Consider the following 25,324-nt stretch of genomic DNA (forward strand, 5'->3'; position numbering starts at 1 on the left):
GCTCCGGCGGCCGCGACTGAGGCTACCCTAACTCAGGTCACCCTTACTTGGAGGATTCGGGTGCGACGGCGTTGACCTTCCGCGAACGGGTGTCGAGCAGCGCGAAGACGAGCGCCACGACGACGAAGCCGATCGTCACGAGGGTGCTGTTGCGGTACGCGTCGTGATAGACGTCGAGCGAGGCGCCCGACGCATCGCCGCCGTTCTCCGAGTACACGGTCGCGTAGAAGGTGGCCGTCGCGGCGGCGAGCCCGACCGCGGTGCCGATGCGCTGGCCGAGCTGACCGATCGATCCGGCGACACCACCGGAGGCCACGGGGATGTCCGCGAGCATCAGCGTCTGGTTGGGAGAGATCACCGCGCCGCCGCCGATGCCGGCCAGGAGCATCGCGGCACCCATCGCGTACGGCGTGATCTCCGGGGGCGTGATGAACGCGAGGAGCGAGTTGAGACTGAACCCCACCACGACCAGTACGAGCCCACCGACGACCAGGGGGCGTCCGAGGCGGTCGACGACCCGCCCGCTCAACCACGAGCTGACGGCCGAGGCGAGGGCGAAGGGGATCGTGATCATGCCCGCGAAGACCGGCTCGAGCCCGAGCCCCTGCTGCACGAACAGCGTGAGCGTGAGGAAGGTGGCCGGCATCGCCGCGAAGTACGTCGTGGAGATCAGGACGCCGTTGCGGTAGCTGCCGAGCTTGAACAGGGAGAAGTCGACGACGGGTGTCTTCCCGGCGCGTTGGTAGCGACCCTCCCACCAGGCGAAGAGGCCGGCGAAGACGGCGAACGCGACCAGCAACCACCAACGCGCCGGGTCGTCGCCCGGGGAACCGGTCGTCAGGACGAACGGCAGCATGAGCGACAGCACGGCGAGACCGAGGAACACGATGCCCACCGGGTCGAGCGATCCGGCACCCGCCTCGTGCGGCTGCTGCTTGGGCAGCAATCGGGCGGCGATCGGCAACAGAATGATCGCGAGCGGGACGTTCATCCAGAAGAGCAGGCGCCAGCCGTCCTCCGGGCCGCCGATGGCGATGAGCAGACCGCCGAGCGTCGGTCCGAACGCCGTCGAGAGGCCGATGATGGCTCCGAAGAGCCCGAAGGCGCGGCCGCGCTCCTTCCCCACGAACAACTGCTGGATGAGCCCGATGACCTGCGGCATCAGCAGACCCGCGGCGATGCCCTGGAGGATCCGCCCGCCGATGAGGATGCCGACGCTCGGTGCGACGGCGCACGCGAGACTGGCCGCCCCGAACACGCTCAGGCCGATCATGAACATGCGACGCCGCGAGTGCAGGTCGCCGTAACGCCCGGCGGGCACGAGGATGAGACCGAAGGCCAGGGCGTACCCGGCGACGATCAGCTGCAGGGCGGTCGGGCCGGCGTCGAGCGCCTGCTCGATCGACGGCAGTCCGACATTGACCTTCGAGAGGTCGAGGATCGTGAGGGCGGCGACCGACACGCAGATGGCGAACGCGCGCCACTTCGTCCGGTCGTCGGGGGCGGTTCGCTCGTCAGTCATCCTGGCCAGCCTAGGCCCGCGTCAACCCGGTCCGCCCCGGCTTGACGGACACGAATCCACCGTCCTGTGCAGCATCTTCAGCCTCAGAACCGGCTCAGACGATGACGGGGCAGCCGTCACGGGCTACGCTCGGAAGATGCATATGGATGCCCCTCGCGGGCTGCAAGACCCCGACGAACTGGCCGAACGACACCGCATGCTGGCCGAGTCGCCGGCACTCGCACCGCTGCGCGACTGGTCGGACGCGATGATGACCCGCCGAGGACGGCGGCAGGCGGACCTCGTCCTCCCGCTCGTCGACCCGGCCGACGCGGCCGTCAACGCGAAGACGCTGATCCTCCTCGACGCCCCGGGGACGCTTGCTCCCGACAGCCTCGACGCCCCGGGATCCGGCTTCGCCTCGGTCGACAACGACGACCCGATCGCCGAGAGCCTCTGGAATCTGCGGAACGACATCGGCTTCGACGACGTCATGGTGTGGAACATCGTCCCGTGGTACCTGAGCGCCGGGCGGAAGAAGCCGAACGCGCCCGAGGTCGCTCAGGGAGCGATGGAACTGCGCGCCCTCCTGCCCCTCCTCAAGAACCTGCGCGTCGTCGTCCTCTGCGGACCCCACGCCCAGGACGGTTGGTGGAAGCACGTCGAGCCCCTGCTCGGCAACACCTACAGCGCCTTCAACGCTCCGCACCCCTCGCCCTTGTCGCTGAAGCAGCCGGGTCGTCGCGAGGAGATCGAGAAGGTCTTCGCCCGCGCCAAACAGGTCGCCGGCTGATCACACACCCCTTTCGCAACCCCTTCGCCCGTCGGGCGAGGGGGTTGCGTGCATCTGAGGCCTCGTTAGGGTCGATGGACGAGGAGAGGAGCATCACATGGACATCGGCACCATCGTCATCCTCGCCGCGCTCGTCCTCCTGGCGATCGCGGCCGTCTGGTACGTGTCACGGCGCGACCGCGCCGCCCGCTCGGCCGACGAACACCATTCGCACGACAACGACGCGGAGGTCGAGCGCGAACGCGCGAGAGGCCTCGCGGAGGGCACCGGCGGCGTGCCGCGCCGTGGCGGCGGCCCGATGGGGTTCTGACCCCGCGAGAGCGCAGCAACGGTCGCCATCCACGAGGAATGGCGACCGTTTCCGCGCTCTCGGCGGTGGGCTCTAGACGAGCGGCGGGAGGCCCGCTGCGACGCGAGCGCCCAGCGTGCCGTCGACGGCGGTCCAGTAGGCGATGACCCGGGCACGGAGCTCGGGGCGCGTCACCTTCGAGACGTGGCCGATGATGTTGCCGACGAGGCGGTCGCGGGCGGCGTCGTCGAGCACCTCGCGCACGAGGGTCCCGGCCTGGCCGAAGTCGTCGTCCTCGGCGTGCAGCGTCGCGGCTGCCCGCACGAGCTCGCCGTCGGACTGCCAGCCGTTGGACTCAGCGGCGCGCGCAGGGTCGGCGTGGGCGCCACCGACCGAGTTGGGTGCGTAGACCGGCGCGTCCGCGTCGTTGAAGGTGTAGCGCATGGCACCTTCCTTCGAGTACGTGTGCACCGGCGCGTGCGGCGCGTTGACCGGCAGCTGTGCGTGGTTGGTGCCCACGCGGTAGCGGTGTGCGTCCGCGTAGCTGAAGATGCGGGCCAGGAGCATCTTGTCGGGGCTCGCCGCGATTCCGGGGACGAAGTTCGACGGCGCGAAGGTCGCCTGCTCGATCTGCGCGAAGTAGTTCTCCGGGTTGCGGTCGAGGGTCATCTTGCCGACCTCGATGAGCGGGTAGTCGCTGTGCGGCCAGACCTTGGTGAGGTCGAACGGGTTGAAGCGGTAGCCCGCGGCGTCGGCGTAGGGCATGACCTGCACGGACAGCGTCCAGCTCGGGTGCTCACCGCGGGTGATCGCCTCGGAGAGGTCGCGGATGTGGAAGTCGGCGTCCTCGCCGGCGATCTGGTCGGCCTGGTCCTGCGTGAGGATCTCGATGCCCTGGTCGGTCTTGAAGTGGTACTTCACCCAGAAGCGCTCGCCTGCGGCGTTGACCCACTGGTAGGTGTGCGACCCGAAGCCGTCCATGTGCCGCCAGGAGCCCGGCAGGCCGCGGTCGCCCATGAGCCAGGTGACCTGGTGCGCGCTCTCGGGGGAGAGCGTCCAGAAGTCCCACTGCATGTCGTGGTCGCGCAGGTGCGAACCCGGGAGACGCTTCTGCGAGCGGATGAAGTCGGGGAACTTGATGCCGTCGCGGATGAAGAACACCGGCGTGTTGTTGCCGACGAGGTCGTAGTTGCCCTCGCTCGTGTAGAACTTCAGCGCGAAGCCACGGGGGTCGCGCCAGGTGTCGGGGCTGCCCTGCTCACCGGCGACGGTGGAGAAGCGTGCGAGCATCTCGGTCTCGACGCCCGGCTGGAACAGCGCGGCGCGCGTGAACTGGGAGACGTCACCGGTCGTGACGAACCGTCCGAACGCACCGCCGCCCTTGGCGTGGACGACACGCTCCGGCACCCGTTCGCGGTTGAACTGCGCGAGCTTCTCGACCAGGTAGTGGTCGTGGAGCGCGATCGCTCCGTCTGCGCCGACGCTCTGGGAGTGCTCGTCGCTCGCGACGGGTGCTCCGCTGTTGGTGGTGGTGTAGCTGGTCTCGGACATGTCTCTCCTCGAGGGTGGGGCTGGTCGGACGGTCGGATGGATTCAGCACTGCCACCTTGGCGGTGACAGCTGACGATCGGCATGGAGGTGCCGTCGAGTGGTCTGTGGAACGGCGTCAGGCAGCATCCGCCTGGCACGCGGGGCATACGCCCCAGAACGTGATCTCGGCCGTGTCGATGACGTACCCAGCCGTGTCGTCGGGGTGCATGCATGGCGCCGCACCCTGCGTGCAGTCGACGTCGACCACGGCGCCGCACGAGCTGCACACCAGGTGATGGTGGTTGTCGTCGACGCGCAGCTCGTACCGGCCGGGATGGCCGTCCGGTTCGATCCTGCGCACGAGACCGGCTGCGACGAAGGCGTTGAGCACGCTGTACACGGCCTGTGGGGAGGTCTGCGGGGCTCGCGGCTTCAAGGACGCGACCACCTGCTCCACATCAGCGTGCGGTGTCCGGGCGAGGATCTCGAGGACGGCGAGGCGTCCCGTGGTCACCCGCAGCCCGGCTGCCCGGATCTTCGTGTTGAAGTCGAACGTCGCCGACTCCACCTCCAATCCGTTCATGCAGCCACCGTACCGAGTTGTTTTGAATTAGTCAAAATAAGGACTTCCCCTCCGCGTTGTCCCGCAGCCACCCCAACTCTAATATCAGATATGAGTTGTGGACCGATGGATGACGCCGGATGTGGAGAATTCCCGGTCACGGCGGGGGAGCGCGGGCTACAGCTCGACGGTCAACAGGGGCCGCAGCGAACGTCGGGTCTCCTCGGCCATGTCCACCGAATCACGGTCGAGCAGCCACTGCAGCTGGAGACCGTCCATCATCGCGATGAGCATGCGTGCCGCGCTCGCAGGCTCGACGCCGGCCACCAGCTGGCCCTCGCGCGCCATCACCTCGAAGGAGACGGTCATCCCGTCGATCAACCAGCTGTACCGCCGGACGAAGTGCTCGTGCGCCGGGTGGTCCGGTGAGGTCGCCTCGGCGGACAGGACGCAGTGGAGCTCGACGAGACCGGGGACGCGCATGTTGTGCTCGACGAGGCGGAGGAGCCCGCGGATGCCTTCGATGCCGCTCCCGATCTCGATGCCGGACTCCTCGCGATCCCGGTCGTCCCGGAAGTCGAGGATCGCGGCGAGTAGATCGTTCTTGGTCGAGAAATGGTGGAGGAGGCCGGCCTGGCTCATGCCCACGCGCTCCGCGACCTCGCGGAGCGATCCACTGCGGAACCCCTGCTCGGCGAAGACGTCCATCCCCGCCTCGAGGATCTCCCGGCGTCTCGCCGCCGTCTTGGCGTAACTGCCGCGGGAGCGGCCCGTCTGCGTCACCGTCATCCTGCGATCGTATCGGGCGTGCGGTCCGCCGGCGAAGGGTTCCCGAGGCGCCCCTAGCCCGGTCCTTCCCCAGGTGTCCAGCCCGGTACTTCCCCAGGTCCCTGTCGTACGGTGTCGCCATGAGACGCCGCATCGAGCCCGTGTACGACACCGCCGTCGGTGTCGGTCGCTCCCTCTTCGGCTTCTGGCGCCTGCGCCGTCACGCCACCGGCATCGAGCACCTCCCCGACGAGGGGGGCGCGGTGGTCGCGATGACCCACTTCGGGTACCTCGAGTTCGCACTCGTCGAGTGGGCGACCGTGCTCCACAACCGCCGCCGTATCCGCTTCATGGCCAAGCAGGGTGCCTTCGACCAGCCCATCGTGGGCCGTCTCCTCCGGAGCATGCGGCACATCGCCGTCGACATGCGTGCCGGTGCGGCCGCCTATGCCGACGCCGTCGCAGCACTCCGCAGCGGCGAGCTGGTCGGGGTCTTCCCCGAGGCCGGTGTCAGCGCCTCGTTCACCGTCCGCGAGCTCAAGTCGGGCGCGGTGCGCCTCGCGCAGGAGGCCGGCGTGCCGATCATCCCCGTCGCGGTCTGGGGCGGTCATCGCCTCATGACGAAGAACCACCGGGTCGGCTTCCGCGAGCGGTTCGGGGTCCCCGTGCACTTCTCGTTCGGCGAGCCGATCATCGTCGCGCCCGGTGATGACGTCGGCACGAGTACCGAGCAGCTCCGCGACCGTCTGCAGGGCATGGTCGACGAGCTGCAACGCGACTATCCCGTCAATGGGACCGGGGCGTGGTGGCAACCTCGCGCCCTGGGCGGAACGGCTCCCACGCCTGCCGAGGCTGCAGCCGCCGACCTCGAACGCGAGCGCCGACGTGAGGCGCGTCGGCAGACGGCGAGCTGAGCGCACGTCCGCCGCGGTCTATCCTGTGGAGGTGCCACCTCTGACCTCGTCGACCCACCCCGCAGGGCATCGTCGCTCCGCCAGCCCGCGCTCCGAGCGGAGCGTGGCACCGTGAGTCGCGGGTGGAACGGCTTCGTCGCGAAGTCGACATGGCTCCCGAAGGCCTGGCGCGAACGCGCTGAACGTGCGCTCTCGGAGGACCCCTCGACGCCGGCCACGCCGGACACGAACGACGCCGAGTCCGCAGCGGACCACTCGCCACGGCGCACGCCGGATCCCACATCCCGGGCGACGCCGACACCCCCTACTCAGCAGCCCGACGACTCGGCGCCGCTGGACGACCGCGACGCGCACGCACCCCGGACGCCCGTCGCCGGCCCGGACGTCGGCGAGGTAGCACCAGCCCATGACCGGTCCACGACCGGCCTGGTCGACCCGGTCGCCCTCCCCGTCACCGCGTCGGCCCCGGTCGTCCCCCTGAGCGTCGCCATCACCGATTTCGAGCTCGCCGACGACTCCGTCATCGGCCCCGCGTCCGTCCTCGACAACCTCGAGCTCACGAAGGCCGCCGTGACCCGCGTCGCATCGACGATCCTCACGACCGAGGGCCCGATCGCCGTCCCGCGACTCGTGACCATCGTCGCCCGGCGCTTCGGCGTCGACCGACCGTCCGAGGAGTCCCGCACCGAGCTGTCAGCGCTGGTGACGGAGGCGTTCGTCGTCCAGAACGGCTTCGCCTGGCCCACCGGACTCGACGTCGTCACGTGGCGAGGCGTCCGCCGGGTCGTGCATCGCGATCACCGCGCGGTCACCGACATCAGTCCCGCGGAGATCTGCAACGCCATGGAGCTCGTGATCACCGCGAGCCCCGAGCACGAGGTCGACCGCGAGCAGCTGCCGATGCAGGCGGCGTCCGTGCTCGGCTACGGTCGCCTCGGTGAGACCGCTCGACGCTGGCTGGACCTCACGCTCGCCCAGGCGGTGCTCCACGGTCGTCTCGTCGAGGACGGCGAACGCATCCGCCTGCCCTGACGCCGATCGTTCAGCGGACGGGCGGACCCTGCTGGCCGAACGGCAGACTCGTGTCGGTGACGCCGTCGATGAAGGCGTCCATGCGCTGGAGGTTGAACCGGCCCTGGTCGTTGAGCAGGAACTGGTACTCGTGCTCGAGCCCCGGTCGGAAGTCCGGGTTGAAGATCATCGATTGCACGTCGACACCGAGGCCCTGGAGCTTCGCCTTGAACTCGACCGACTGCGGGTAGAGCGGATCCCAGTTGCCGACCGTGATGTACGTCGGTGGATACTTCGCCGTCAGATAGTCGACGACGGACGCGGACGCCACCTCCGGTCGGGTCTTGTAGTCGCGCGCTCCGAAGTACGACCAGAGCACCGTGTCGAGGAACCACCCGAAGCTGCCCTCGGCGTTGACCAGGCTGAGGTCGTAGGCCCCGCAGGCGAGGACCACCCCGGCGAGCTGCTCCGGTTCGATCGGCGATTCGACCTTGATGGAGCTGGCGTACTCGGAACTCGTGACCACGTTCGCGACCTGGGCGGCGATCTGGGCACCGGCGGAGTCACCGGCGAGGATGAGCTTGGACGAATCCACGTTGAGCGCGCGAGCGTTGGCGTCGAGGTAGCCGAGCGAGTCGGCGACCTGCTCGATGGGCAACGGGTACTGGCCCTCTGGCGCGATCGTGTACTCGACCGCGATCGCCGTGTACCCCTCGCCGGCCAGCACGCGCATGTAGTTGGAGATGAGTTCCTTGCTGCCGGAGATCCACGCTCCACCGTGCACCCACACGATCGTCGGGAGGGCGGCACCGCTGCCGCGCACCCCGTCGGGCGTGTAGACGTCGAGCAGCGCGTCCGCGTCGCCGGAGCGGTACGGGATGTCCTGTCGGACGTCGACACCGTCTGGGACGTACTTCACGAGGTCGGATTGCACGACCTTGGCCCGTTCGTCGAAGGCCATGCGGATGACCATCGAGCCCGGCCACGGGGTCAGCTGCAACCAGACGAAGATCACCAGCGCGATAGCGAGGATCACGCCGATGATCCAGAACATCGTGTTGCGGACGACACGCAGGAAGCGCGCGAAGCCCGAGCGAGGGGGTGCTGTCCTCAAGCGATTCACCTCCTGGCGGGTCTGGACGGCGGCGCTGCCTGGCGGAACACGAACCTCCAGTCTCGCATTCGATCGCACTCCGCCGGCGCCCGGGAAGTTTTTCGACGGATTCCGTGACGAATGCCCGCCGAGCTGCGTCTTACCCGATGACCGGACATCATCACCGGTTTCCAACGCAGACGAAGGAGAACGCCATGAGTGCATCGGACAAGATCCAGAACGCCGCTGAGGACCTCGCGGGCAAGGCGAAGGAAGCTCTGGGCAAGGTCACCGGCGACGACAGCAAGGTCGCAGAGGGCAAGGCCGACCAGACGAAGGCCGACGCCAAGAAGGCCGGCGAGAATGTCAAGGACGCGTTCAAGCACTAGTCCTCGCGATACAGTGGCTGCCCCCGCCCACCGGCGGGGGCGGTAACACGGTCGACCGGCACCCCGTTCGATCCAGTAATCACATTTGGAGACATCATGAGTTTTCTCGGCTTCCTGCTGCTCGGCCTCATCGCCGGCGCCCTCGCCAAGGCAATCCTTCCGGGCCGTCAGGGCGGCGGCTGGTTGATCACGCTGCTGCTCGGCGTCGTCGGAGCACTGCTCGGCGGCTGGCTCGGCGGCATCCTCTTCGGCGCGAACCTGCAGGAGTTCTTCTCGCTGCAGACGTGGCTCCTCGCCATCGGCGGATCGATCGTCGTGCTGCTCATCTACGGCGCACTGACCCGCAACAAGAAGGCGTAAGCGCCTCCACACAGCACTCGGACGCCCGGCCCCTCCAAGGGGCCGGGCGTTCGTGCGTGCTGGACGACGTCGCCGACAGCACGGTGTCCGCCGTTCCGGGGACTGTGCGACCTCCTGTGCTCTGCCAGGATGACTGATGTCAAATATCAGCATCTGATATGAGAGGAGGGGGTCTCATGGACTTCTACCGGAAGCTGCTCGAGCTGCTGCGCGCGATCTGCGGCTGGGTCTGACCCGCACGCACGAACGCCCGGTCCACCAGGACCGGGCGTTCGTGCGTCGCGCTGCGACCGGAGTCAGGCGTGCTGGCCCTCGTGCTCGCCTTCGCCGATCTCCTCGACGAGCTTCGCGTTGAAGGCCGGGAGGTCGTCGGGCGTCCGGCTCGACACGAGTCCCTGGTCGACGACGACCTCCTCGTCCACCCAGGATGCACCCGCGTTGCGCAGATCCGTCTTGAGGCTCGGGTAGCTCGTGAGTTCGCGACCGCGGACGACGTCCGCCTCGATGAGGATCCAGGCGCCGTGGCAGATCACCCCGACCGGCTTGCCCTGCTCGAAGAACGCCTTCGCGAAGGCGACCGAGGACTCGTCCACGCGGAGGTCGTCCGCGTTGACGACGCCGCCCGGCAGCACGAGTGCGTGGTAGTCGTCGGAGGACGCCTCGGCGACCGCGACGTCGACGGGCTGGACGTGTCCGTTCTTGCCGGTCACGTCCTGGGTGGCGGGCGACACCAGTTGGGCGGTCGCTCCGGCTCCGGTGACCGCCTCCCAGGGGCTCGTCAGTTCACTGTCCTCGTAGCCGTCCGTGAGCAGGAAGGCCACCTGCTTGCCGTTGAGTGCTGCGCTCATCGTCGCTCCAATCCGTCAGCGTCGAGGCACCGTCCGGCGCCTCGACAGCGACGATACGCTCGGCTCCACCTCGCGGACCCGGGCTTCCGCCGAGCGCGAACGGGGTTGCTCAGGTGTCGCAGGCGATGCCGTCGCCGTCCCGATCGAGGTCGTAGACGTCGCTCCCGACGACGTACACCGGGCCGGGCGTGTACGCCGGCCCGTTGCCGCTTCCGCCGGCGCAGTCGACGTCGCTCGCGACCGGAACGCACTGCCCCTCGTAGTTCGGGTCGCACCCTCCGCCGGCCGGCTCGGCGACGGGAGCGGGAGGCGGCGGAGCGGGTTGTCGCGTCCCGACGGACGTGACCTGCGCGACCGGTTGGACCGATACGAGCTGCGCGACGAGCTCTCGAGCGATCTCGGCCCCGGCTCGCGTGGTGACGCGGTAGGTGTTCGTCTGCTGTCCGGGGACGCCCGTGGTCGTCACGACGACTTGGCCGACGTCGATGTTCGGGTCTTGGACCTCGGTCACGGCGAACGGGATCTCCACGACCTCCGTCACCTCGGTGACGACGTCGGTCGGGGTGGGGGACGGCGTGGCACTCGGCTTGGCGACGGACGTCCCCTCCGGAGCCGACAGCAGTGCCGCGGGCCGGCTCCCGACCGGGTGGATGGCCGCATTGGCGCTCCCGCCCACGACGAACACGCACAGGGCCGCTCCGATCACCGCGGCCGCGATCCCGCGGTTGCGGATCCCGAGGGAGGAGACGCGACCACGGACGAGCGCGACCACGCCGATCACCACGGCCACCAGGGCGACGAGTGCGAGCATCGCCCAGAACGCGCCACCGACGGCGCTGACGAGCAACAGTGCTCCGACGAGGCTGAGCAGGACGATGTGGAGCGGGCCGAGGCGGCGCGTCCGGGTGGCCCCGGCCGCAGCCGGTACAGCGGCAGGGGCGGCGGCCGGGGGAGCGGGAACGGCCGCCGGCACGCGTTGCCCACCCCAGCCGACTCCGGTCCACCATCGTTGCTGGCCGGTCTGCTCGGGATCGGGATACCAGCCCGCGGGAGACGTCATGCCCTGATGCTGGGCCCTGGAGCACGACGGCACAAGGTCCCCGAGTGGGGCTGGAGGGGATTCCTCCCGTGCCGTGTCGCGGCGCGTGTCAGAGGCCGACGAAGCGGATGGTCTGCTGCAGGCGCGTGCGGATGTCGAACAGCTGGTTGCCACCCATGCGGTCGACGCCCGGGAGGCCGGTGCGGAGGAGGTCGGCCAGGCGGGAGCGCTCGACGAGGACCGTGACCGGATGCTTGCGACCGATGAACTCCACCGACTCCGGGGTGGCGCCGTCCGGCACGACGATGACGGAAGCCGTGAACTTCACGCGCGCCGCCTTCGCGACGGTCCGCGCCGAGCGCACGATCGACCGGACGGGCTCCTCGCGAGGATCGAGCGTCTCGCCGACGACCTCTCCACGGTGCACCCGGACCGGCCCACCCCAGTCCTCCGACTTGACCGCGAAGAGGCCGGTCGGGCCGAGGACGACGTGGTCGAGCTTCGCCTCGCCCGGAGCCAGGACGTCGTGCCAGACCGTGTATCCGATGCCGAGCGTCGCCACGGTGCGCGCCGTCTGCTCCTCGGCGAGCGCGTTGGCCAACTGGTGCCGGATCTCGCGCGGTGCCGAGCGGACGAGCTTCGGGTCGTAGGGGTCGTCGAGCGGGACACCACGGCCGACCCACTCCCGGATGAGCCCGAGGTAGGCCTCGCGCGAGTCTCCGCCGGGGTGCCCGTAGGCGCGAGCGCGAGGGCGTGAGTCGGCGCGCTGCGTACCCGACCGACCAGTGGTCGACGCCGACCAGGTCGGAGCGTCGTCGTCGCCCGTGTCGGAGGACGGCACGTTGCGCCCGCGGTCGTAGGCGGCTCGGTCCTGCTCGGTCCCGACGCGCTCCCAGGCGAGCTGGACGGCGTTGAACTGTCGCGCGCTTCCGCCGAGGTCGGGGTGGGTCTCGCGCATGAGCCGTCGGTAGGCCCTCCGGAGCTCGTCCTGCGTCGCCGTCGTGCTCACGCCGAGCACCTCGTACGGGCTGGCTGAGAGTGGGCTCTCCGGCATGGAGGGTGGTCGCTTTCGTCGGCGGCGTCGGTCGGTCCGACACGGCAGACTATCGCCATCACCTGGAAGACCGCCCGAACCGGCACCCGGTCGGGGCTGTGGACAACTCAAACCAGCCGACGTACAGTTTGTTGTACTTGGAGGATGTTGATGCGTACCCTCAGTTATTCGGAATCCCGCGCGAACTACGCGGCCACCCTCGATTCGGTCCTCGACGACCGCGAGGAGGTGATCATCACCAGAGCGGGGCGCGACCCGGTCGTGATCGTCGCGCTCGACGACTACGAGTCCTTGAAGGAATCGGCGTATCTGCTCCGGACGCCGTCGAACGCACGTCGGCTCCTCCAGGCCATCGACGACCTCGAGGCCGGCGCGGGCACCGAGCACGACCTGGTCGAGTAGTCGGCGTGCGGCTCATCTGGTCCGACGCCGCCTGGGAGGACTACTGCCACTGGCAGCAACAGGATCGGCGCATCGTCAAACGGATCAATCTCCTCCTAAAGGACATCATCCGGAACGGCAACGAGGGCATCGGCAAACCTGAGGCGCTCAAGCACGGCTTCCAAGGATTCTGGTCACGACGGATCACCGACGAACATCGACTGGTCTACCGCCTCACGGACGACGGCGTCCTCATCGCCCAGGCACGCTTCCATTACGAGTAAGGCCGACGTGCCGGAACACCTCAGGAGCTCGGCAGGAGGATGCCGTCGTCCAGCAGTGCGCGGACCCGGGGGAGGAGTTCGGCGCGGAGTTCCGCCGCATCGACCTCGACGAGCTGGGCGATCGCGTCGATGATGGCTCCCAGGGTCAACTCGCCGTCGCAGGCGCCGACGAGCCCCGCCAGGCCCGTGTCGATGCCCACCGAGCGGGCCAAGCCGCCACCTTGCCGCAGGGTCATCGCCGTCGGGTCTTCGTCCCCGGGCCAGTAGTGGCGCTCCTCGGTGACGTCGCCCGCGAGGATGACGCGTTCGCCGAGCAGCTGCTCGTCGTCGAGCGCGACCTGCCAGTCGTGTGCGAGGAGACACACGGCGAGGTGCGCACCGAGCCCGGCGGCGTTCGAACCCGCCTGCCCGTGCAGCCGCTCGAAACGGCGCAGCGGAGTGGACGGGTCCGATCGACGGAGCAGGACATACCCGAAGCCGACGCCGGTCACAGCCCGAGCCGCGAAGTCGTCGAGCCAGGCTCCCGCGAGGCGCTCGAACTCCGGCGTTCCGAGGCGGGTGCCACCGTCCCGGATCCAGGTCTCCGCGTATTCGGCCGGATCCTGCACCTCGCGCTCGATGACCCAGGCGTCGACCGGTTCCGGACTGCGATCCACCCACTCGGCGACGCGCTCGAGCCCGTCGGCGCCGTCGCGGTACTCCCAGTTCCCGAGGAACTGCGCCACGCCGCCGGGCGTCAGGTGCCGGGCGGCCTCGAGAAACACGGACTCGACGAGCGCATCGCCGACGAGACCGCCGTCGCGGTACTCGTAGCTCGGCACGCCCTCGGCACGCGGGGTGATGACGAACGGGGGGTTGGAGACGATGCGGTCGAACCGTTCACCGGCGACGGGTTCGAACATGCTGCCGTGGCGGAATTCGATCGAGTCGATGCCGTTCAGGTGCGCGTTGAGTGCGGCGAGCTCGAGGGCCCGTTCGGAGATGTCCGTCGCGACCACGTGATCGGCGATCCGCGACAGGTGGAGCGCCTGGATGCCGCACCCGGTACCGAGGTCCAGTGCCGTTCCGATTCGCTCGGGGAGGATGATGCCGCTCAGGGTCATCGATGCGCCGCCGACCCCGAGGACGTGCTCCTCGCCGAGCTCATGACCCAGAGCGAGCTCGCCCAGGTCGGAGGCGATCCACCAGGCACCGCTCCCGTTGGCGTCGACCCAGGCGTACGGACGCAGGTCGATGGCCGGGGCGACCGATCCGTCGTCGCTCAAACCGACGAGACCGAGCGCCACCGCGCCGTCGAGACCGAGCGACGGCAGAGCACGCGTCGCGTCATCGGCCCCCACGGCGACACCGAGCACGAAGAGTGTCGCCAGTGTCGCGAGCGGTTCCGCTCCCGCCGTCCAGCGGCGTTCGTCGAGCGAGCGGATCGCCACGACCCGGTTGGAGCGGTGCAGGGCGGCCTCGGCCGTCTCACCCCAGAGACCACGCACCCGTTCCACCGTGTACCCGGCCGCATCGAGGTCGGAACGGAGGAGGTCGATCAGTCGCTGGTCCACGCCCACCAGTGTGCCAGCTGCGGGGTGGGCCGAGCCGCCCACCCTGCAGCCGCCGTCAGCGATCCGTGGTGAGGATCGCGTCGAGGTCCTCATCGGTCTGCTCGTCGTGCTCCTCGACCTCGCGCTGCGCGGCCTTCGCCGTGCGCTTCCGCTCGCGCTTCGCCAGACGGCGCTCGGTCCGGCGCTCCAGCAGCAGGTACAGCACGGGCACGAGGATGAGCGTCAGGAGCGTCGACGACACCAGGCCGCCGATCACGACGATCGCGAGCGACTGCGAGATGAACACCCCACCGCCGGTGAGGCCGAGCGACATCGGCACGAGCGCGAAGATCGTCGCGCAGGCGGTCATGATGATCGGCCGCAGACGGAGTCGGGCTCCGTGCAGGACCGCGTCGTCGATGCCGTCGCCCCGAGCCCGGTACGAGTTGACCAGGTCGATGAGGACGATCGCGTTCGTGACGACGATGCCGATGAGCATGAGGAGGCCGATCATCGACGGGATGCCGAGCGGGGTCCCCGTGATGAGCAGGGCCGCGATCGCGCCGGTCGCCGCGAAGGGCACGGAGACCAGCAGGATGAGCGGCTGCAGGAGGCTCCGGAACGTCGCCACCATGACGATGAAGACGAGCACGATCGCGATGAGCATCGCGAGGCCGAGCTGCGCGAACGACTCCTCCTGGTCCTGGGCGACACCACCGACCGAGGCGGTGACCCCGCTCGGCAGGTCCAGGCCGTCGAGGCCCTCCCGGACGGCGAGCGTCGTCGCGCTGAGGTCGTCACCCGTCGGCGTCGCCGACACGGTCACGGTCCGGACGCCGTCGATGCGCGTGATCGCCGCTGCGGCGCGTTCCTCGCCCACCTGCGCGACGGCGCTGACCGGGATCGGGACGGCGCTGACGTTGGCGAGGTCCTTCTGCGCCTGGGTGAGGCGGTCCGCCTCCGCCTGCTGCTCGGCCGCCTCGCTCTCGGCGTCCCGCATCGCGGTCAGCTGCTCGTCGATGGTCGTGATCGAACCCTGGAGCTGGGAGATGGCGTCGCTCAGCCCGACGAGTTGGGCGGCGCGGGCCTCATAGGCCTGCCGTGCCGCCTCCTCCTCCGGTGTCGTGGGCGTGACCGGTGGCACCTCGACGGGAGCCGCTTGCAACGCGCTCAGCTGAGCCCGCAGGGCGTCGAGCTGCGACGCCGCGGTCGAGCGGGCCTCCTGGAGTTCCGAGCGCTGGGTCGCGGCCTGGGATGCCGCCTCGTCCTTCGCACGCTGGGTGGCCTCGTCCTGCTCGGCCGTGAGGGCGTCGGTCGCGGCCTTCTGAGCCGCGGCCTGCTGCAGCGCGCTGACCGGAAGGGGGAGCGCGGCGATCTCGGCCGGTGTCGTGCCGACCCGCTGCGACCGCACGATGATGTCGCGAGACGAGCCCTCGAGGATGACCGAACCCATCGGCGTGCCGCGGAGCGCACTGGCGATGGCCTGGCCGACCTGCTCCTGCGTGAAGCCGTACCGGGCGGCGGCGGCGCGGTCGACGTTCACCTTGAGCAGACCTTGCTCGTCGGCGAGGTCGCTCGTCGCATCGCGGAGGCCGTCCGTACCGCCGAGCATGTCCTGCACCGCGGCCGCAGCTGTGGCGAGCGCCACGGGGTCCTCACCCTGCAGCGTGACCTCCATGCCGCCACCGCCACCGGTGAATCCGCCTGCGGCGTCACCGACGGTGATCTCTCCGACGTCGTCGAGCTTCGCCACGGCCTTCCGGATGGTGTCGGCGACGCCCTCACGTGAGCTCTCCTCACCGACGGTCACGCTGATCTGTGCCGTGTTGCTCGAGCCGTTCCCACCGACGGTGGTCAGGTACCCGGAGACGCCCGCGGTCTTCGCGAGGACCGCTTCCACGGCCGCGGCCGCGTCGCTGGTCACGTCGAGGCTCGTCCCCTCAGGGAGTTCCTGGGTGACCGTGACGGTGTTCTCGCCCCCGATGTCGCCGAGGTAGTCGGTCTTCAGGAACCCGGCCGAGACGATCGTCCCGGCGAACACGACCGCCGCCACGAGCAGGGTCACGACCGGACGCTTCAGGGCGGTGCGCAGGACCGGCAGGTAGGCGCGCTGGAGCTTCGAGTACGCCTCGGACTCGTCCTCGACGACGGACGCCTCTTCGGTGGCCGCGTCGTCGGTGACCTTGCCCACAACCGGGGCGGAGGAGCCTCGCATGAACCAGTAGGCGAGCACCGGCACGATCGTGAGCGACACCACGAGCGACGCGATGAGCGCGACCGACACGGTGACGGCGAACGGTCGGAACAGCTCGCCGACCGTCCCGCCGACGAAGGCGACCGGGAGGAACACGGCCACGGTCGTGATCGTCGACGCGGTCACGGCCCCGGCGACCTCGCGGACCGCCTCGACGACACTCGTGGTCGTCATCGCCCGCCCGGTGTGCCGACGTTTGATGTTCTCGATCACCACGATCGAGTCGTCGACCACCCGCCCGACCGCGACGGTCAGCGCTGCGAGCGTGAAGATGTTGAGCGAGTAGTCGCCGATCCACAGACCGATCATCGCGATGAGGAGGGAGAGCGGGATCGACACGGCCGTGATGATCGTGGACCGGATCGACAGCAGGAAGACCAGGATCACGATGATCGCGAACAACAGCCCGAGCCCGCCCTCGACGGAGAGGTCGTGGATGGACTGCTCGACCATCGGCGACTGGTCGAAGACGACGGTGAACGCCGCACCCGAGCCGAGCTCCTGCTCCAGCCCGGGGAGGGCGTCACGGATGGTGTGGGCGAGTTGGACGGCGTTGGCCGACGGGTCCTTGAGGATGGTGAGCGACAGCGACGGGAGACCGTCCGCCCGGGCGATGGAGGTCTCGGCTGCGGGCACGAGCTCCACGTCCGCGACGGCGGAGAGCGCGAAGGGCCCGTCCTCGTGCTGGATTGGCAGGGCCTGCAACTCGGCCAGCGAGCCGACGGGCGAGCCGACCTCGATCGAGAGCTCCTTGCCGGCGTCGACACTCGTCCCGGCAGCCGTGATGACACCACTCGCTTGGACGGCCGCCATGACCTCCTCCGCGGTCACCTTCTTGGCCGCGAGGTCGGCCGGACGCATCGTGATGACGAGCTGCGTGGCGTTCTCACCGGCGAGATCGACCTGACGCACGCCGGCGATCCCACGGAGCGCGGGGAGCACCGTGCTCTCGACCTTGCCCGCGAACTCACCGGACTCGTCCTCGGACGCGACCGCGAGCTGCAGCACGGGGATGTCCTCGCTTCCACCGGCATAGACCTCGGTGGTCGTGTCGTTCGGAAGCGTGCTCTTCAAGCCGGCGAGGGCGCTGCGGATGTCACCGACGATCTTCTCGTCGTCCTGGCCGAAGTCCCAGCTCACCTGCACGGACGTGGAACCGCTGACCGACGTCGAGGTGACGCCGGTGACGCCCTTGACCCCCTGCACCGCCTGCTCGACTGGCTTCGTGACCTCGCGCTCCACCGACGACGGTGAGGCGCCGGGGTAGGTCGCGGCCACGACGGCACCCGGCTGCTGCACGGACGGCAGCAGTTCCTGCTTCAAGGAACCGACCGCGAAGAGTCCGAAGGCCACGATCGCCGCGGTGATGAGGCCGACGATCAGTCGATTGGCGAGGCTGAGCCTCGTGAGGAATGACATGGAAGGACGGGCCTCTCGGTCGCGGAGTGGGCGCGATCCGCCCCACTCCACGCTATGGAGCGCCGCCACCGACCACATCCGCATGAGGATGGACCTGATGCGACCCCGGCATCCGCCGATCGGACGACATCGGTGGTCCTGCGGTACCAGCCTCGGCCGCGAGGGAGCTGCGCCTTGACGGCATGGTCCACCGATACCGGGCGTACCCTTGATACCCGAGTGCGCGCCGCGGGGTGCGCCGGAGCGAGGAGGGTACGTGGATCTGCAGGCCGTCGACCTCCCCAGGTTGCGCCGCGACGCACAGCTCGAGCGCGAGGTGATCATCGAGCACCGCGCCCGCGACGGTGAGGACCCCTGGGACTTCCTGCCCTCGATGCCGACGGTCGACGAGCTCGTCGTCGCCGTCCTCCGGGACGACGCGCTGCACGCCCGGGGTCTGGCCGCCCAGCACGCGATGGCGCGGCTCGCCGGGTACTCGTCGCTCGACGACGCCCAGGACCACCGCGACAACGCGGACCACTTGGAGTACGAGGTACTCCGTGAGATCGCCCGCGTGCACCCCGAGTTGACCCGAGCGGTATGGCGGATGTCCGGCAAGGTAGCCCGGCCGCCGTGGGAGGGCGACGACGCCGAGTAGATCGACGCCGCCGCCCAGGTCACAGCGCCGCGGCGAGCCCCATGGTGACGACGGAGACCGTCATGCTCACCACCTCGACGACCACGACCCGCTCACGCCGTCGAGCCGCCTCGACCGCCAGCCGCGTGGACAGGGCGACGAACCCCGCCATGCCGCCCGTCAGGAGCACGGCGGGGAGGGCGACCGTCCCGATCTGATGTCCTGCCGGGTGCATGCCCGATCCTGCATATATGGTCCCGGCGGCATGACCAGCCATGGTGCACACGAGCGCCGCCATGATCACGAGGCCGCCTGAGGTGTGCGCGGTCATCGCCGCACGGTGACGCGTGGTGGCGAGCGCCACAGCGTCACCGACCGGAGTCGGCAGCCCGGCGATGGACCGCAGCCGGACCGCCGAGGCGACGGCGAGGACGATCAGGACGACGGCCCAGAGCAACGGATGCAGCATCCCGACACCGGTCGCCAGGTCGAGCATCGCCGCGAGCATGACGATCGCGGCCACGAGGTCGAGGGGTCCGCGTCGGCCGCCGACGGTGCAACAGGCACCGACGGCGGCCGGGACGAGCGCCCCGAGATGTAGGACCTCGCTCATCGCCGCGGCCTAGTGCCCGTGGCCACAGTGCTCTTCGGCGCCCTGGTCGTGACCGCCGTGTCCCACGTGCGCGGCGCCGGTGTCGTGCGAACAGTGCCCGACCGCTTCGTTCGGCGGGACGTTCAGGGTCGGGTTCTTGCCGAAGAAGCCGTAGGGCTTGAGCGTGAACCGGGCGTAGTCCACCGGCATGACCGGCCAGTCCTCCGGACGGGGGAAGTGCGTCGGTCCGAAGGTGTGCCAGAGCACGATGTCCTCGCCGTCGATCGACTCGTCGCCCTCGATGAAGCGCGTGATCCCGTCGCCACCCGGGTTCTGGTGGACGAAGTCGCCCGCCGCGTATCGTTCAGCCGGGTCGTACTTCGTCACGAAGAGGTGCTTCGTCGCGAACTCCGCCCGCTTGGCGATCGACGACGACGCGTCGGCCATGAGCGTCGGCGACTCCTGCGGGTACAGCACGTACCCCGTCGGGCGTCCCATCCGGTTCGTCTTCTCCGTGTTGACGATGTGCCAGGCTCGAGCGGCCGAACCGTCCGCCACGCGCCCGGACCCCGCTTCCGTGCTGAGCCGCGTGACCCGCTTCGTGAAGCCGTTGCCGTGCTCGTTCCCCGGCCCGATCGGCACCCGGACCGCGTCCACCTCCTCGACCGCGTTCGACAGACCGTCGACCATCATGTCCAGACGGGCCGAGAAAAGGTGCTGGTGGTACGGCCCACCGAGCCCGGGCGCGACCTCCGAGGCGTACGGGTAGTCGGCGCCCTCCGCGTCGAGCCCGGGGTACGCGGAGGTGAAGAGGATGCCCGTCAACTTCGACTCGCACTCGATGGTGCCGTCGAGGTACAGGTACCAGTAGAACCCGTAGTCGTAGTTGCCGACGGTCGTGAAGAAGGAGATGACCAGCCGACGCGACCGCCGGACCTCGTTCGAGCCGGTGTACAGGTCGGAGTGCTTCCAGAGGGTGCCGAAGTCCTCCTCGTGCATGCAGATCCCGTTCTCGATCGTGAACGGATTGCCGAGTTCATCGGCGAGCACCGCGTCGAAGTACTTGATCTCGCCCACGCAGTCGCACCCGAGCGCCAAGGAGTTCGTGAACCGGCCGAACAGGTACTCGCCGGTGTCGAAGTAGTTCTGCCAAAAGCGCACGGGGGAGGGGTCACCGTAGGGGACCAGCATCTCGTTGATCGACGCCCGGTAGATGATCGGTCGTTCCTCGCCGGCATCGTCGAACGAGAGCTGCCGGAGGACGAGGCCCTCACGGACGTCGAACCCGACCTGGAACCGCCAGTTGCCCCACTCGACGAACTCGCCGTCGACCTGGAAGCTCGGACCCTCCGGCTGGGTGATGACGATCGGCTTGAGCGAGGAGAGCGGAGCACCCTGGACCACCGGGTCGTCGAAGTTCCCGGGCTCCGCCGGGATCGCCAGGGCTGTCGCGTCGATCAGGCGGGTGATCCGTCGCGCGGCGGTGTCGACATAGGCGCTCAGTCCGTCGACGGGGTGGGCCCACGGGTGGTCGGCCGGGTAGTCCTGACGGAACGCGAGGACCCGGACGATCCGGCGCCCGACCTCCTCGGGATAGTCGTAGAAGCCGGCCGACAGCGGGACGACCTTCACCTCGTCGACCGTGCAACCACGGGCGGCGAGGGCGGCGACCCACCCCTCGTCCTCCGCCACGATCTCCGCGATGGCGTCGAACTCCTCGATGAGGATGGGCAGCTGGCCGCGGGAACCGTCCAGGACGACCGTGCTGAGCAGGGACCCGCTGTCGATGGACACCACGTTGTCCGTCGATCGACCCGTGGCCATGTCGAGCAACATCACGCGGGCGAGGCGTTCCGGCAGTGGACCGTCGCCGGCCTGCCAGGCGAGCACCGCCCGCTTGTGGGGCTCCTCGAGGCCGACGTAGGCGAACCGGGTCGTCTCGGTGAAGTCGTCGAAGCCGGTGACGATGTCGCGGATGCGGTCGAACTCGGGTGCGGACAGGCTGGCGAGCGGGTGCTGGACGGGGGCGTCGTCGTCGGCGCTGCGCAGGTTTGTGGGGTCGGTGATGGTCATCGTGAGGCTCCTGGTTCGGTGATGCGGCTGGTCTCGGAAGGTGAGGGGAAGGGTCGGATGGTCAACCGCCGATGGCGTCCATGACGTCGGCGTAGGCGGCCGGGCGACGACGACGCAGGTACGCGGCCTGCACGAGGCCGACGACGGGGCAGACCGCGATGAGGGCGAGGAGGACGGCGCTCACGGTTCCGAACACGGGGTTGCCGCCCGCATCCACGTCTCCCACCAGCATCGGGAAGTAGACGACGATCACGACGGCCGAACCGACGAGTCCGATGAACCCGAGGCCGGGTGCGACGACCGTGTTCCACACCCGCCGATCCTGCTTCGTGCGAGCGAAGTACACGATCACCGCGAGGCTCGTGACCGCCATCAGGATCGCGATCGCGAGGGTCGCGACGCCGGCGAACCACGTGAACACCTGCAGGACGGGGTCGAGACCGAGCACGGCGAAGACGACGATCAGGATCGCCGCGGTGGCGCTCTGGACGAGCGACGAGGTGTGCGGCGAGAGGTGCTTGGGGTGGACGCCGCCAAGCCGGCCCGGCAGGACGCCGGCGTTCGACATCGTGTGCTGGTACCGGGTGATGACGTTGTGGAAGGAGAGGACGCAGGCGAACATGCTCGTGATGAGGAGGACGTTGATGACGAGCTCTCCGACCGGGCCGAGGTAGAGCAGGGTGGTGCGGAGGATCATCGCGCCGGGATCCTCACCGGCCACGGCGAGGACGTCGTCCGGGCCCCAGGCCATGACCAGCGCCCAGGAGGCGAGGGTGTAGAACAGGCCGATCCCGATCACCGCGATGTAGGTCGCCCGCGGGATCGTGCGAGACGGGTCCTTCGCCTCGTCTCGGAAGATCGCGGTCGCCTCGAAGCCGATGAACGCCGCGATCGCGAACATCAGTCCGACACCGGGCGACCCGGAAAACACCTGCTCGGGCACGAACGGCTCGGCCGACAGCCCGTCGGCACCTCCGGTCACGATGACCGCCCCTGCGAGGACGAGGACGATCCCGACCTCCGCCACGAGCAGGACGCCGAGGACCTTCGAGCTGAGGTCGATGTGGCGGTAGCCGAGCAGACCGACGACGGCGATCGACGCGAGCGAGTAGAGGTACCAGGGGATCTCCGGAGCACCGAGGCCGGCGAAGGTCACGCTCAGCAGGTAACCGATGTAGCCGTACACCGACACCTGGATGGTCGTGTAGGTCAGGAGGGCGAGGAACGCCGACGCGAGACCGGCCGGTTTGCCGAGCCCGTATCCGACGAAGGTGAAGAAGGCACCCGGCTTGGGCACGTGCCGCGTCATGGCCGAGAGTCCGACGGCGAACAGCAGGAGGATCACCGCGGACACGACGTACATGCTCGGGAAGCCGACCCCGTTGCCGAGCAGGATGCCGAGCGGTGCGGCTCCACCGACGACCGTCAACGGCGACGCCGCGGCGACGACCATGAAGACGATGGCGGTGACGCCGAGCGATCCCTTCAGGGACCGGGTGGGCTGTCCGGCATCGGTGGCCGGACCTTTCGTGACGGTCATGGACACTCCTCGAGCAATGCGGCGGTATCGGGACGAGGCCAGCATCCCGGTCTCCTGTTGCCGCCTCGTCTCGTCGCCGTAACACCTGCTCGGCACCGAATGAGACCGGTCGACACCGCTGTCTCATTTGACGGTCATGAAGCCGAAACACGCCCGCCACGCCGGTGCAACGGGACGCGCCTAGCCTGAACGACGAGGAGGAGGTGAGGGACGTGACGGCTCTGGAACGCGCGATCAGCAATCCTCCGAGCGTCCGTGGTCTCGAGTCCCGGTCACCGGTCGACGGCCTCCAGCGGCGCAGTGTCGGGTTCATCGACGTGTTCGCCCAGTCCGTCTCGGCGGTGGCGCCGTCCGCCGCTGCGACGACGATCCCGTTGATCGTCACCGTGACCGCGGGCGGGGCGACCATGTGGTCGCTCGCCATCGCGATGCTGCTGTCGTTGCTCGTCGCCACCACCGTGAACGTGTTCGCGAAGCGCATCGCCGCAACCGGCTCGCTGTACACCTTCGTCTCCAAGGGGCTCGGAACGGGTGCGGCCTTCGTCACGGGCGTCGCGCTGCTCATCGGGTACGGCTTCATCGCCATGTTCGCCCTGGCCGGTGCCGGGTACTACCTGTCGATCCTGCTGCACCGGTTCTGGCCCGGCATGCCGAGCTCGACGGGTGTCGTGTCCGCACTCCTCGTCTGCATGGCCGTCGTCTGCCTCGTCGTGCTCGTCCGCGGGATCCACCTGTCCACCCGGGTGACCCTGATCGTGGAGAGCGCCTCAGTCGCGACCATCCTCATCCTCGTGGGCGTGCTCCTGTCGCAGCTCGGACCGACGCCCGATTGGGCGGTGCTCGGGCTGGACGCCTCCCCGGAACACCTCGCGGTCGGATCGGTCCTCGCCGTGACCGCCTTCGTCGGATTCGAGAGCTCCTCGACGCTGGGCGTCGAAGCCCGCCGGCCGTTCGCGAGCATCCCCCGGTCCCTGGTCTGGACGGTCGTCGGCGCGGGTCTCCTCTTCCTCGTCACCTCGTACAGTCAGCTGGCGGGCTTCGCGGCGTTGGGGGAGGACATCACCGCGACCCGGACACCCATCAACGACCTGGCGTTGGCCTTCGGCGTCGAATGGATGGGGCTGCTGCTCGACCTGTCCGTCGCGGCGTCGTTCCTCGCCTGTGCGATCGCCTCCATCACGGCGTTCTCGCGGGTCGTCTTCTCGATGGGTCGAGAGGGGGTCCTCCCGTCGCGCCTCGGGACCACGCACGGCCGGTTCCGTACGCCCCATGTGGCGATCATCTCGGCTCTGGCGATCGTCACGCCCGTCTCGGTGCTCGCGCTCGTACTGACCGGAGGAGCCTGGGCGGCGATGCAGGTCCTCATCGTCGTGGCCGCGGCCGGGTACATCACCGCCTACGTCCTCGTCTGCATCGCAGCCCCGGTCTTCCTCTGGCGGATCGGAGAACTGACGCTCTGGCCGCTCCTGCGAGCGGTGGTGGCCGGGGTGCTGCTGTCCGTCGCGCTCGTCGTCTATCTGGTCGTCGAGAGCGCCGGCGAGCGGGCTGTCGGCGTCTGGGTGTTCCTCATCACGATGGCGCTCGGCATCGCGATCTGGGCGATTCGGCATCGACGCCGACCGTGGCTGAGTTCGACCGTGGGGGTCTACGACGAGACGGTGAGCGCCGACGTGCTCGGCGGACCGTCCGCGGAGCCCCGGTGAGCGGCTCGGGCGAGCTCCGCGCCCGACAACCGAAGGCCGTGCACAGCGCGCTCACCGTGCTCGAGGAGGTCGCGCGATGCGGTGCAGGTGTGACGGCGCAGGAGGTCTCGGCCGGACTCGACATGCCGAGGGCGACCACGTACCGACTCCTCAACCTCCTCGTCCAGGACGAATACCTCGTCCGCATGCCCGATCTCCGTGGATTCGCGCTCGGACGGAAGGTCGTCGAGCTCGCCCACCTCGTCGCTCCAGCACCACCCCCGCTCGCTGCGCGCGAGGTGATCGGACGATTGCGGTCGAGCGTGCGAGGCGGCGTCCACCTCGTGCGGTACGAGGGCGATCGGATCAGGATCGCGGATGCGGATCCCGACTTCCCGTTGAGTGACGAGCAGCGGATCGTCAGGCGTCTCGACACCTCCGCGATCGGGCGTCTGCTCCTGCACGAGCTCGCTCACGGCGGATACGACTGGTCAGGGCTCGTCCAGCGGCCGTTCCGGGACGCCGAGCCCTTGATCCACGACGTCGAACGACTCGGGTACGCACGGCAAGTGGGTGAGGTGACGCCCGGTCACGGCTGCCTCGTGGTCCCGATCCGGGACGACCGCGGCGGTCTCGTCGCGGGGCTGTCGCTCTCGGCACCGAGTGAGCGGATCGAGCGCCCCGCCGCACTCCTCGACCTCCTGATCGACGGCTCGCGTCAGCTGCAGCCGCTCCTCGTCTGACCGCCGGACGTCCGTGTGACATCAGCCTCGAGAAGGCGCATAATCAGAATATGCAGC

The 25,324-nt window shown here is 69.2% G+C and carries 24 protein-coding genes; 11 read left to right on the top strand and 13 right to left on the bottom strand.

Annotated features, from left to right (window positions below):
- Positions 1-43: 43 nt before the first annotated feature.
- Positions 44-1,522, bottom strand: a complete 1,479-nt coding sequence (locus tag ITJ66_RS00630) for an MFS transporter (protein WP_124767811.1) — start codon at positions 1,520-1,522, stop codon at positions 44-46.
- A 136-nt stretch (positions 1,523-1,658) separates the two neighbouring features.
- On the opposite strand from ITJ66_RS00630, the gene ITJ66_RS00635 reads away from it, so the two are divergent.
- Together ITJ66_RS00635 and ITJ66_RS00640 are read left to right on the top strand one after the other, a co-directional pair.
- Complete coding sequence (locus tag ITJ66_RS00635; protein WP_158596626.1) at positions 1,659-2,294, top strand: uracil-DNA glycosylase; 636 nt, start codon at positions 1,659-1,661, stop codon at positions 2,292-2,294.
- Between the two features lie 97 nt (positions 2,295-2,391).
- Positions 2,392-2,604 carry a hypothetical protein gene (locus tag ITJ66_RS00640; protein WP_137242951.1) on the top strand — a complete coding sequence of 71 codons (213 nt, stop codon included), beginning with the start codon at positions 2,392-2,394 and terminating at the stop codon, positions 2,602-2,604.
- Positions 2,605-2,676: 72 nt separating this feature from the next.
- On the opposite strand, the gene ITJ66_RS00645 is transcribed toward ITJ66_RS00640, so the two are convergent.
- The 3 genes from ITJ66_RS00645 to ITJ66_RS00655 form a co-directional block, all read right to left on the bottom strand.
- The gene (locus ITJ66_RS00645; RefSeq protein WP_079704299.1) at positions 2,677-4,134 is read right to left on the bottom strand and encodes a catalase; all 1,458 of its coding nucleotides are present in this window, start codon (positions 4,132-4,134) and stop codon (positions 2,677-2,679) included.
- Between the two features lie 115 nt (positions 4,135-4,249).
- On the bottom strand, positions 4,250-4,696 hold the full coding sequence (locus tag ITJ66_RS00650; protein WP_191939941.1) for a Fur family transcriptional regulator: 447 nt from the start codon (positions 4,694-4,696) through the stop codon (positions 4,250-4,252).
- A 156-nt stretch (positions 4,697-4,852) separates the two neighbouring features.
- The gene (locus ITJ66_RS00655) at positions 4,853-5,464 is read right to left on the bottom strand and encodes a TetR/AcrR family transcriptional regulator (protein WP_064294065.1); all 612 of its coding nucleotides are present in this window, start codon (positions 5,462-5,464) and stop codon (positions 4,853-4,855) included.
- Positions 5,465-5,583: 119 nt separating this feature from the next.
- Here ITJ66_RS00655 and ITJ66_RS00660 point away from each other — a divergent pair, with 119 nt between their 5' ends.
- Positions 5,584-6,357: a 1-acyl-sn-glycerol-3-phosphate acyltransferase gene (locus ITJ66_RS00660; protein WP_194642841.1), complete on the top strand. Its 774-nt coding sequence runs from the start codon at positions 5,584-5,586 to the stop codon at positions 6,355-6,357.
- A gap of 111 nt (positions 6,358-6,468) precedes the next feature.
- Complete coding sequence (locus tag ITJ66_RS00665) at positions 6,469-7,389, top strand: hypothetical protein (RefSeq protein WP_124767816.1); 921 nt, start codon at positions 6,469-6,471, stop codon at positions 7,387-7,389.
- A gap of 10 nt (positions 7,390-7,399) precedes the next feature.
- On the opposite strand, the gene ITJ66_RS00670 is transcribed toward ITJ66_RS00665, so the two are convergent.
- Positions 7,400-8,482 (bottom strand): alpha/beta hydrolase, encoded by a 1,083-nt coding sequence (locus tag ITJ66_RS00670; protein ID WP_161578587.1) that lies wholly within the window; start codon positions 8,480-8,482, stop codon positions 7,400-7,402.
- A gap of 194 nt (positions 8,483-8,676) precedes the next feature.
- Here ITJ66_RS00670 and ITJ66_RS00675 point away from each other — a divergent pair, with 194 nt between their 5' ends.
- Entirely contained in the window at positions 8,677-8,850 is a 174-nt protein-coding gene (locus ITJ66_RS00675) for a CsbD family protein (protein ID WP_064294062.1), read from the top strand.
- Between the two features lie 96 nt (positions 8,851-8,946).
- A complete protein-coding gene (locus ITJ66_RS00680) occupies positions 8,947-9,210 on the top strand; it encodes a GlsB/YeaQ/YmgE family stress response membrane protein (RefSeq protein ID WP_064294061.1) in 264 nt (87 codons plus the stop codon).
- 296 nt (positions 9,211-9,506) lie between these two features.
- Here the strand turns inward: ITJ66_RS00680 and ITJ66_RS00685 are convergent, their stop codons facing one another.
- The 3 genes from ITJ66_RS00685 to ITJ66_RS00695 all read right to left on the bottom strand — a co-directional run bounded on the left by ITJ66_RS00685 (position 9,507) and on the right by ITJ66_RS00695 (position 12,151).
- Complete coding sequence (locus ITJ66_RS00685) at positions 9,507-10,058, bottom strand: type 1 glutamine amidotransferase domain-containing protein (protein ID WP_194642843.1); 552 nt, start codon at positions 10,056-10,058, stop codon at positions 9,507-9,509.
- A 109-nt stretch (positions 10,059-10,167) separates the two neighbouring features.
- A complete protein-coding gene (locus tag ITJ66_RS00690; RefSeq protein WP_194642845.1) occupies positions 10,168-11,118 on the bottom strand; it encodes a G5 domain-containing protein in 951 nt (316 codons plus the stop codon).
- A gap of 88 nt (positions 11,119-11,206) precedes the next feature.
- Entirely contained in the window at positions 11,207-12,151 is a 945-nt protein-coding gene (locus tag ITJ66_RS00695) for a DnaJ domain-containing protein (RefSeq protein WP_137242947.1), read from the bottom strand.
- Positions 12,152-12,301: 150 nt separating this feature from the next.
- Between ITJ66_RS00695 and ITJ66_RS00700 the strand changes: the two genes are divergently transcribed.
- Entirely contained in the window at positions 12,302-12,553 is a 252-nt protein-coding gene (locus tag ITJ66_RS00700; protein WP_064294058.1) for a type II toxin-antitoxin system Phd/YefM family antitoxin, read from the top strand.
- Positions 12,554-12,558: 5 nt separating this feature from the next.
- Positions 12,559-12,816 carry a Txe/YoeB family addiction module toxin gene (locus tag ITJ66_RS00705; protein WP_064294057.1) on the top strand — a complete coding sequence of 86 codons (258 nt, stop codon included), beginning with the start codon at positions 12,559-12,561 and terminating at the stop codon, positions 12,814-12,816.
- A 20-nt stretch (positions 12,817-12,836) separates the two neighbouring features.
- Here the strand turns inward: ITJ66_RS00705 and ITJ66_RS00710 are convergent, their stop codons facing one another.
- Both ITJ66_RS00710 and ITJ66_RS19635 read right to left on the bottom strand, forming a co-directional pair.
- Positions 12,837-14,462, bottom strand: coding sequence for a methyltransferase (locus tag ITJ66_RS00710; protein WP_137242946.1), 1,626 nt, complete (start codon positions 14,460-14,462; stop codon positions 12,837-12,839).
- Positions 14,425-18,021, bottom strand: a complete 3,597-nt coding sequence (locus ITJ66_RS19635; RefSeq protein WP_228501405.1) for an efflux RND transporter permease subunit — start codon at positions 18,019-18,021, stop codon at positions 14,425-14,427. The genes ITJ66_RS00710 and ITJ66_RS19635 overlap by 38 nt, the downstream gene beginning before the upstream one ends.
- A gap of 256 nt (positions 18,022-18,277) precedes the next feature.
- Between ITJ66_RS19635 and ITJ66_RS00720 the strand changes: the two genes are divergently transcribed.
- Entirely contained in the window at positions 18,278-18,658 is a 381-nt protein-coding gene (locus ITJ66_RS00720; RefSeq protein ID WP_064294055.1) for a hypothetical protein, read from the top strand.
- Between the two features lie 19 nt (positions 18,659-18,677).
- Here ITJ66_RS00720 and ITJ66_RS00725 read toward each other — a convergent pair whose 3' ends face one another.
- From ITJ66_RS00725 to ITJ66_RS00735, 3 genes are all read right to left on the bottom strand, one after another.
- Entirely contained in the window at positions 18,678-19,250 is a 573-nt protein-coding gene (locus tag ITJ66_RS00725) for a hypothetical protein (protein WP_194642847.1), read from the bottom strand.
- 9 nt (positions 19,251-19,259) lie between these two features.
- On the bottom strand, positions 19,260-21,302 hold the full coding sequence (locus ITJ66_RS00730) for a primary-amine oxidase (RefSeq protein WP_194642850.1): 2,043 nt from the start codon (positions 21,300-21,302) through the stop codon (positions 19,260-19,262).
- A 61-nt stretch (positions 21,303-21,363) separates the two neighbouring features.
- Positions 21,364-22,842: an APC family permease gene (locus ITJ66_RS00735; RefSeq protein WP_086472465.1), complete on the bottom strand. Its 1,479-nt coding sequence runs from the start codon at positions 22,840-22,842 to the stop codon at positions 21,364-21,366.
- 212 nt (positions 22,843-23,054) lie between these two features.
- Between ITJ66_RS00735 and ITJ66_RS00740 the strand changes: the two genes are divergently transcribed.
- Together ITJ66_RS00740 and ITJ66_RS00745 are read left to right on the top strand one after the other, a co-directional pair.
- Complete coding sequence (locus tag ITJ66_RS00740; protein WP_194642852.1) at positions 23,055-24,545, top strand: APC family permease; 1,491 nt, start codon at positions 23,055-23,057, stop codon at positions 24,543-24,545.
- Positions 24,542-25,267, top strand: coding sequence for an IclR family transcriptional regulator (locus ITJ66_RS00745; protein WP_137242941.1), 726 nt, complete (start codon positions 24,542-24,544; stop codon positions 25,265-25,267). The genes ITJ66_RS00740 and ITJ66_RS00745 overlap by 4 nt, the downstream gene beginning before the upstream one ends.
- Positions 25,268-25,324: the final 57 nt, after the last annotated feature.

The organism is Plantibacter sp. VKM Ac-2885 (assembly GCF_015351205.1).
Classification (GTDB): Bacteria; Actinomycetota; Actinomycetes; order Actinomycetales; family Microbacteriaceae; genus Plantibacter; species Plantibacter auratus.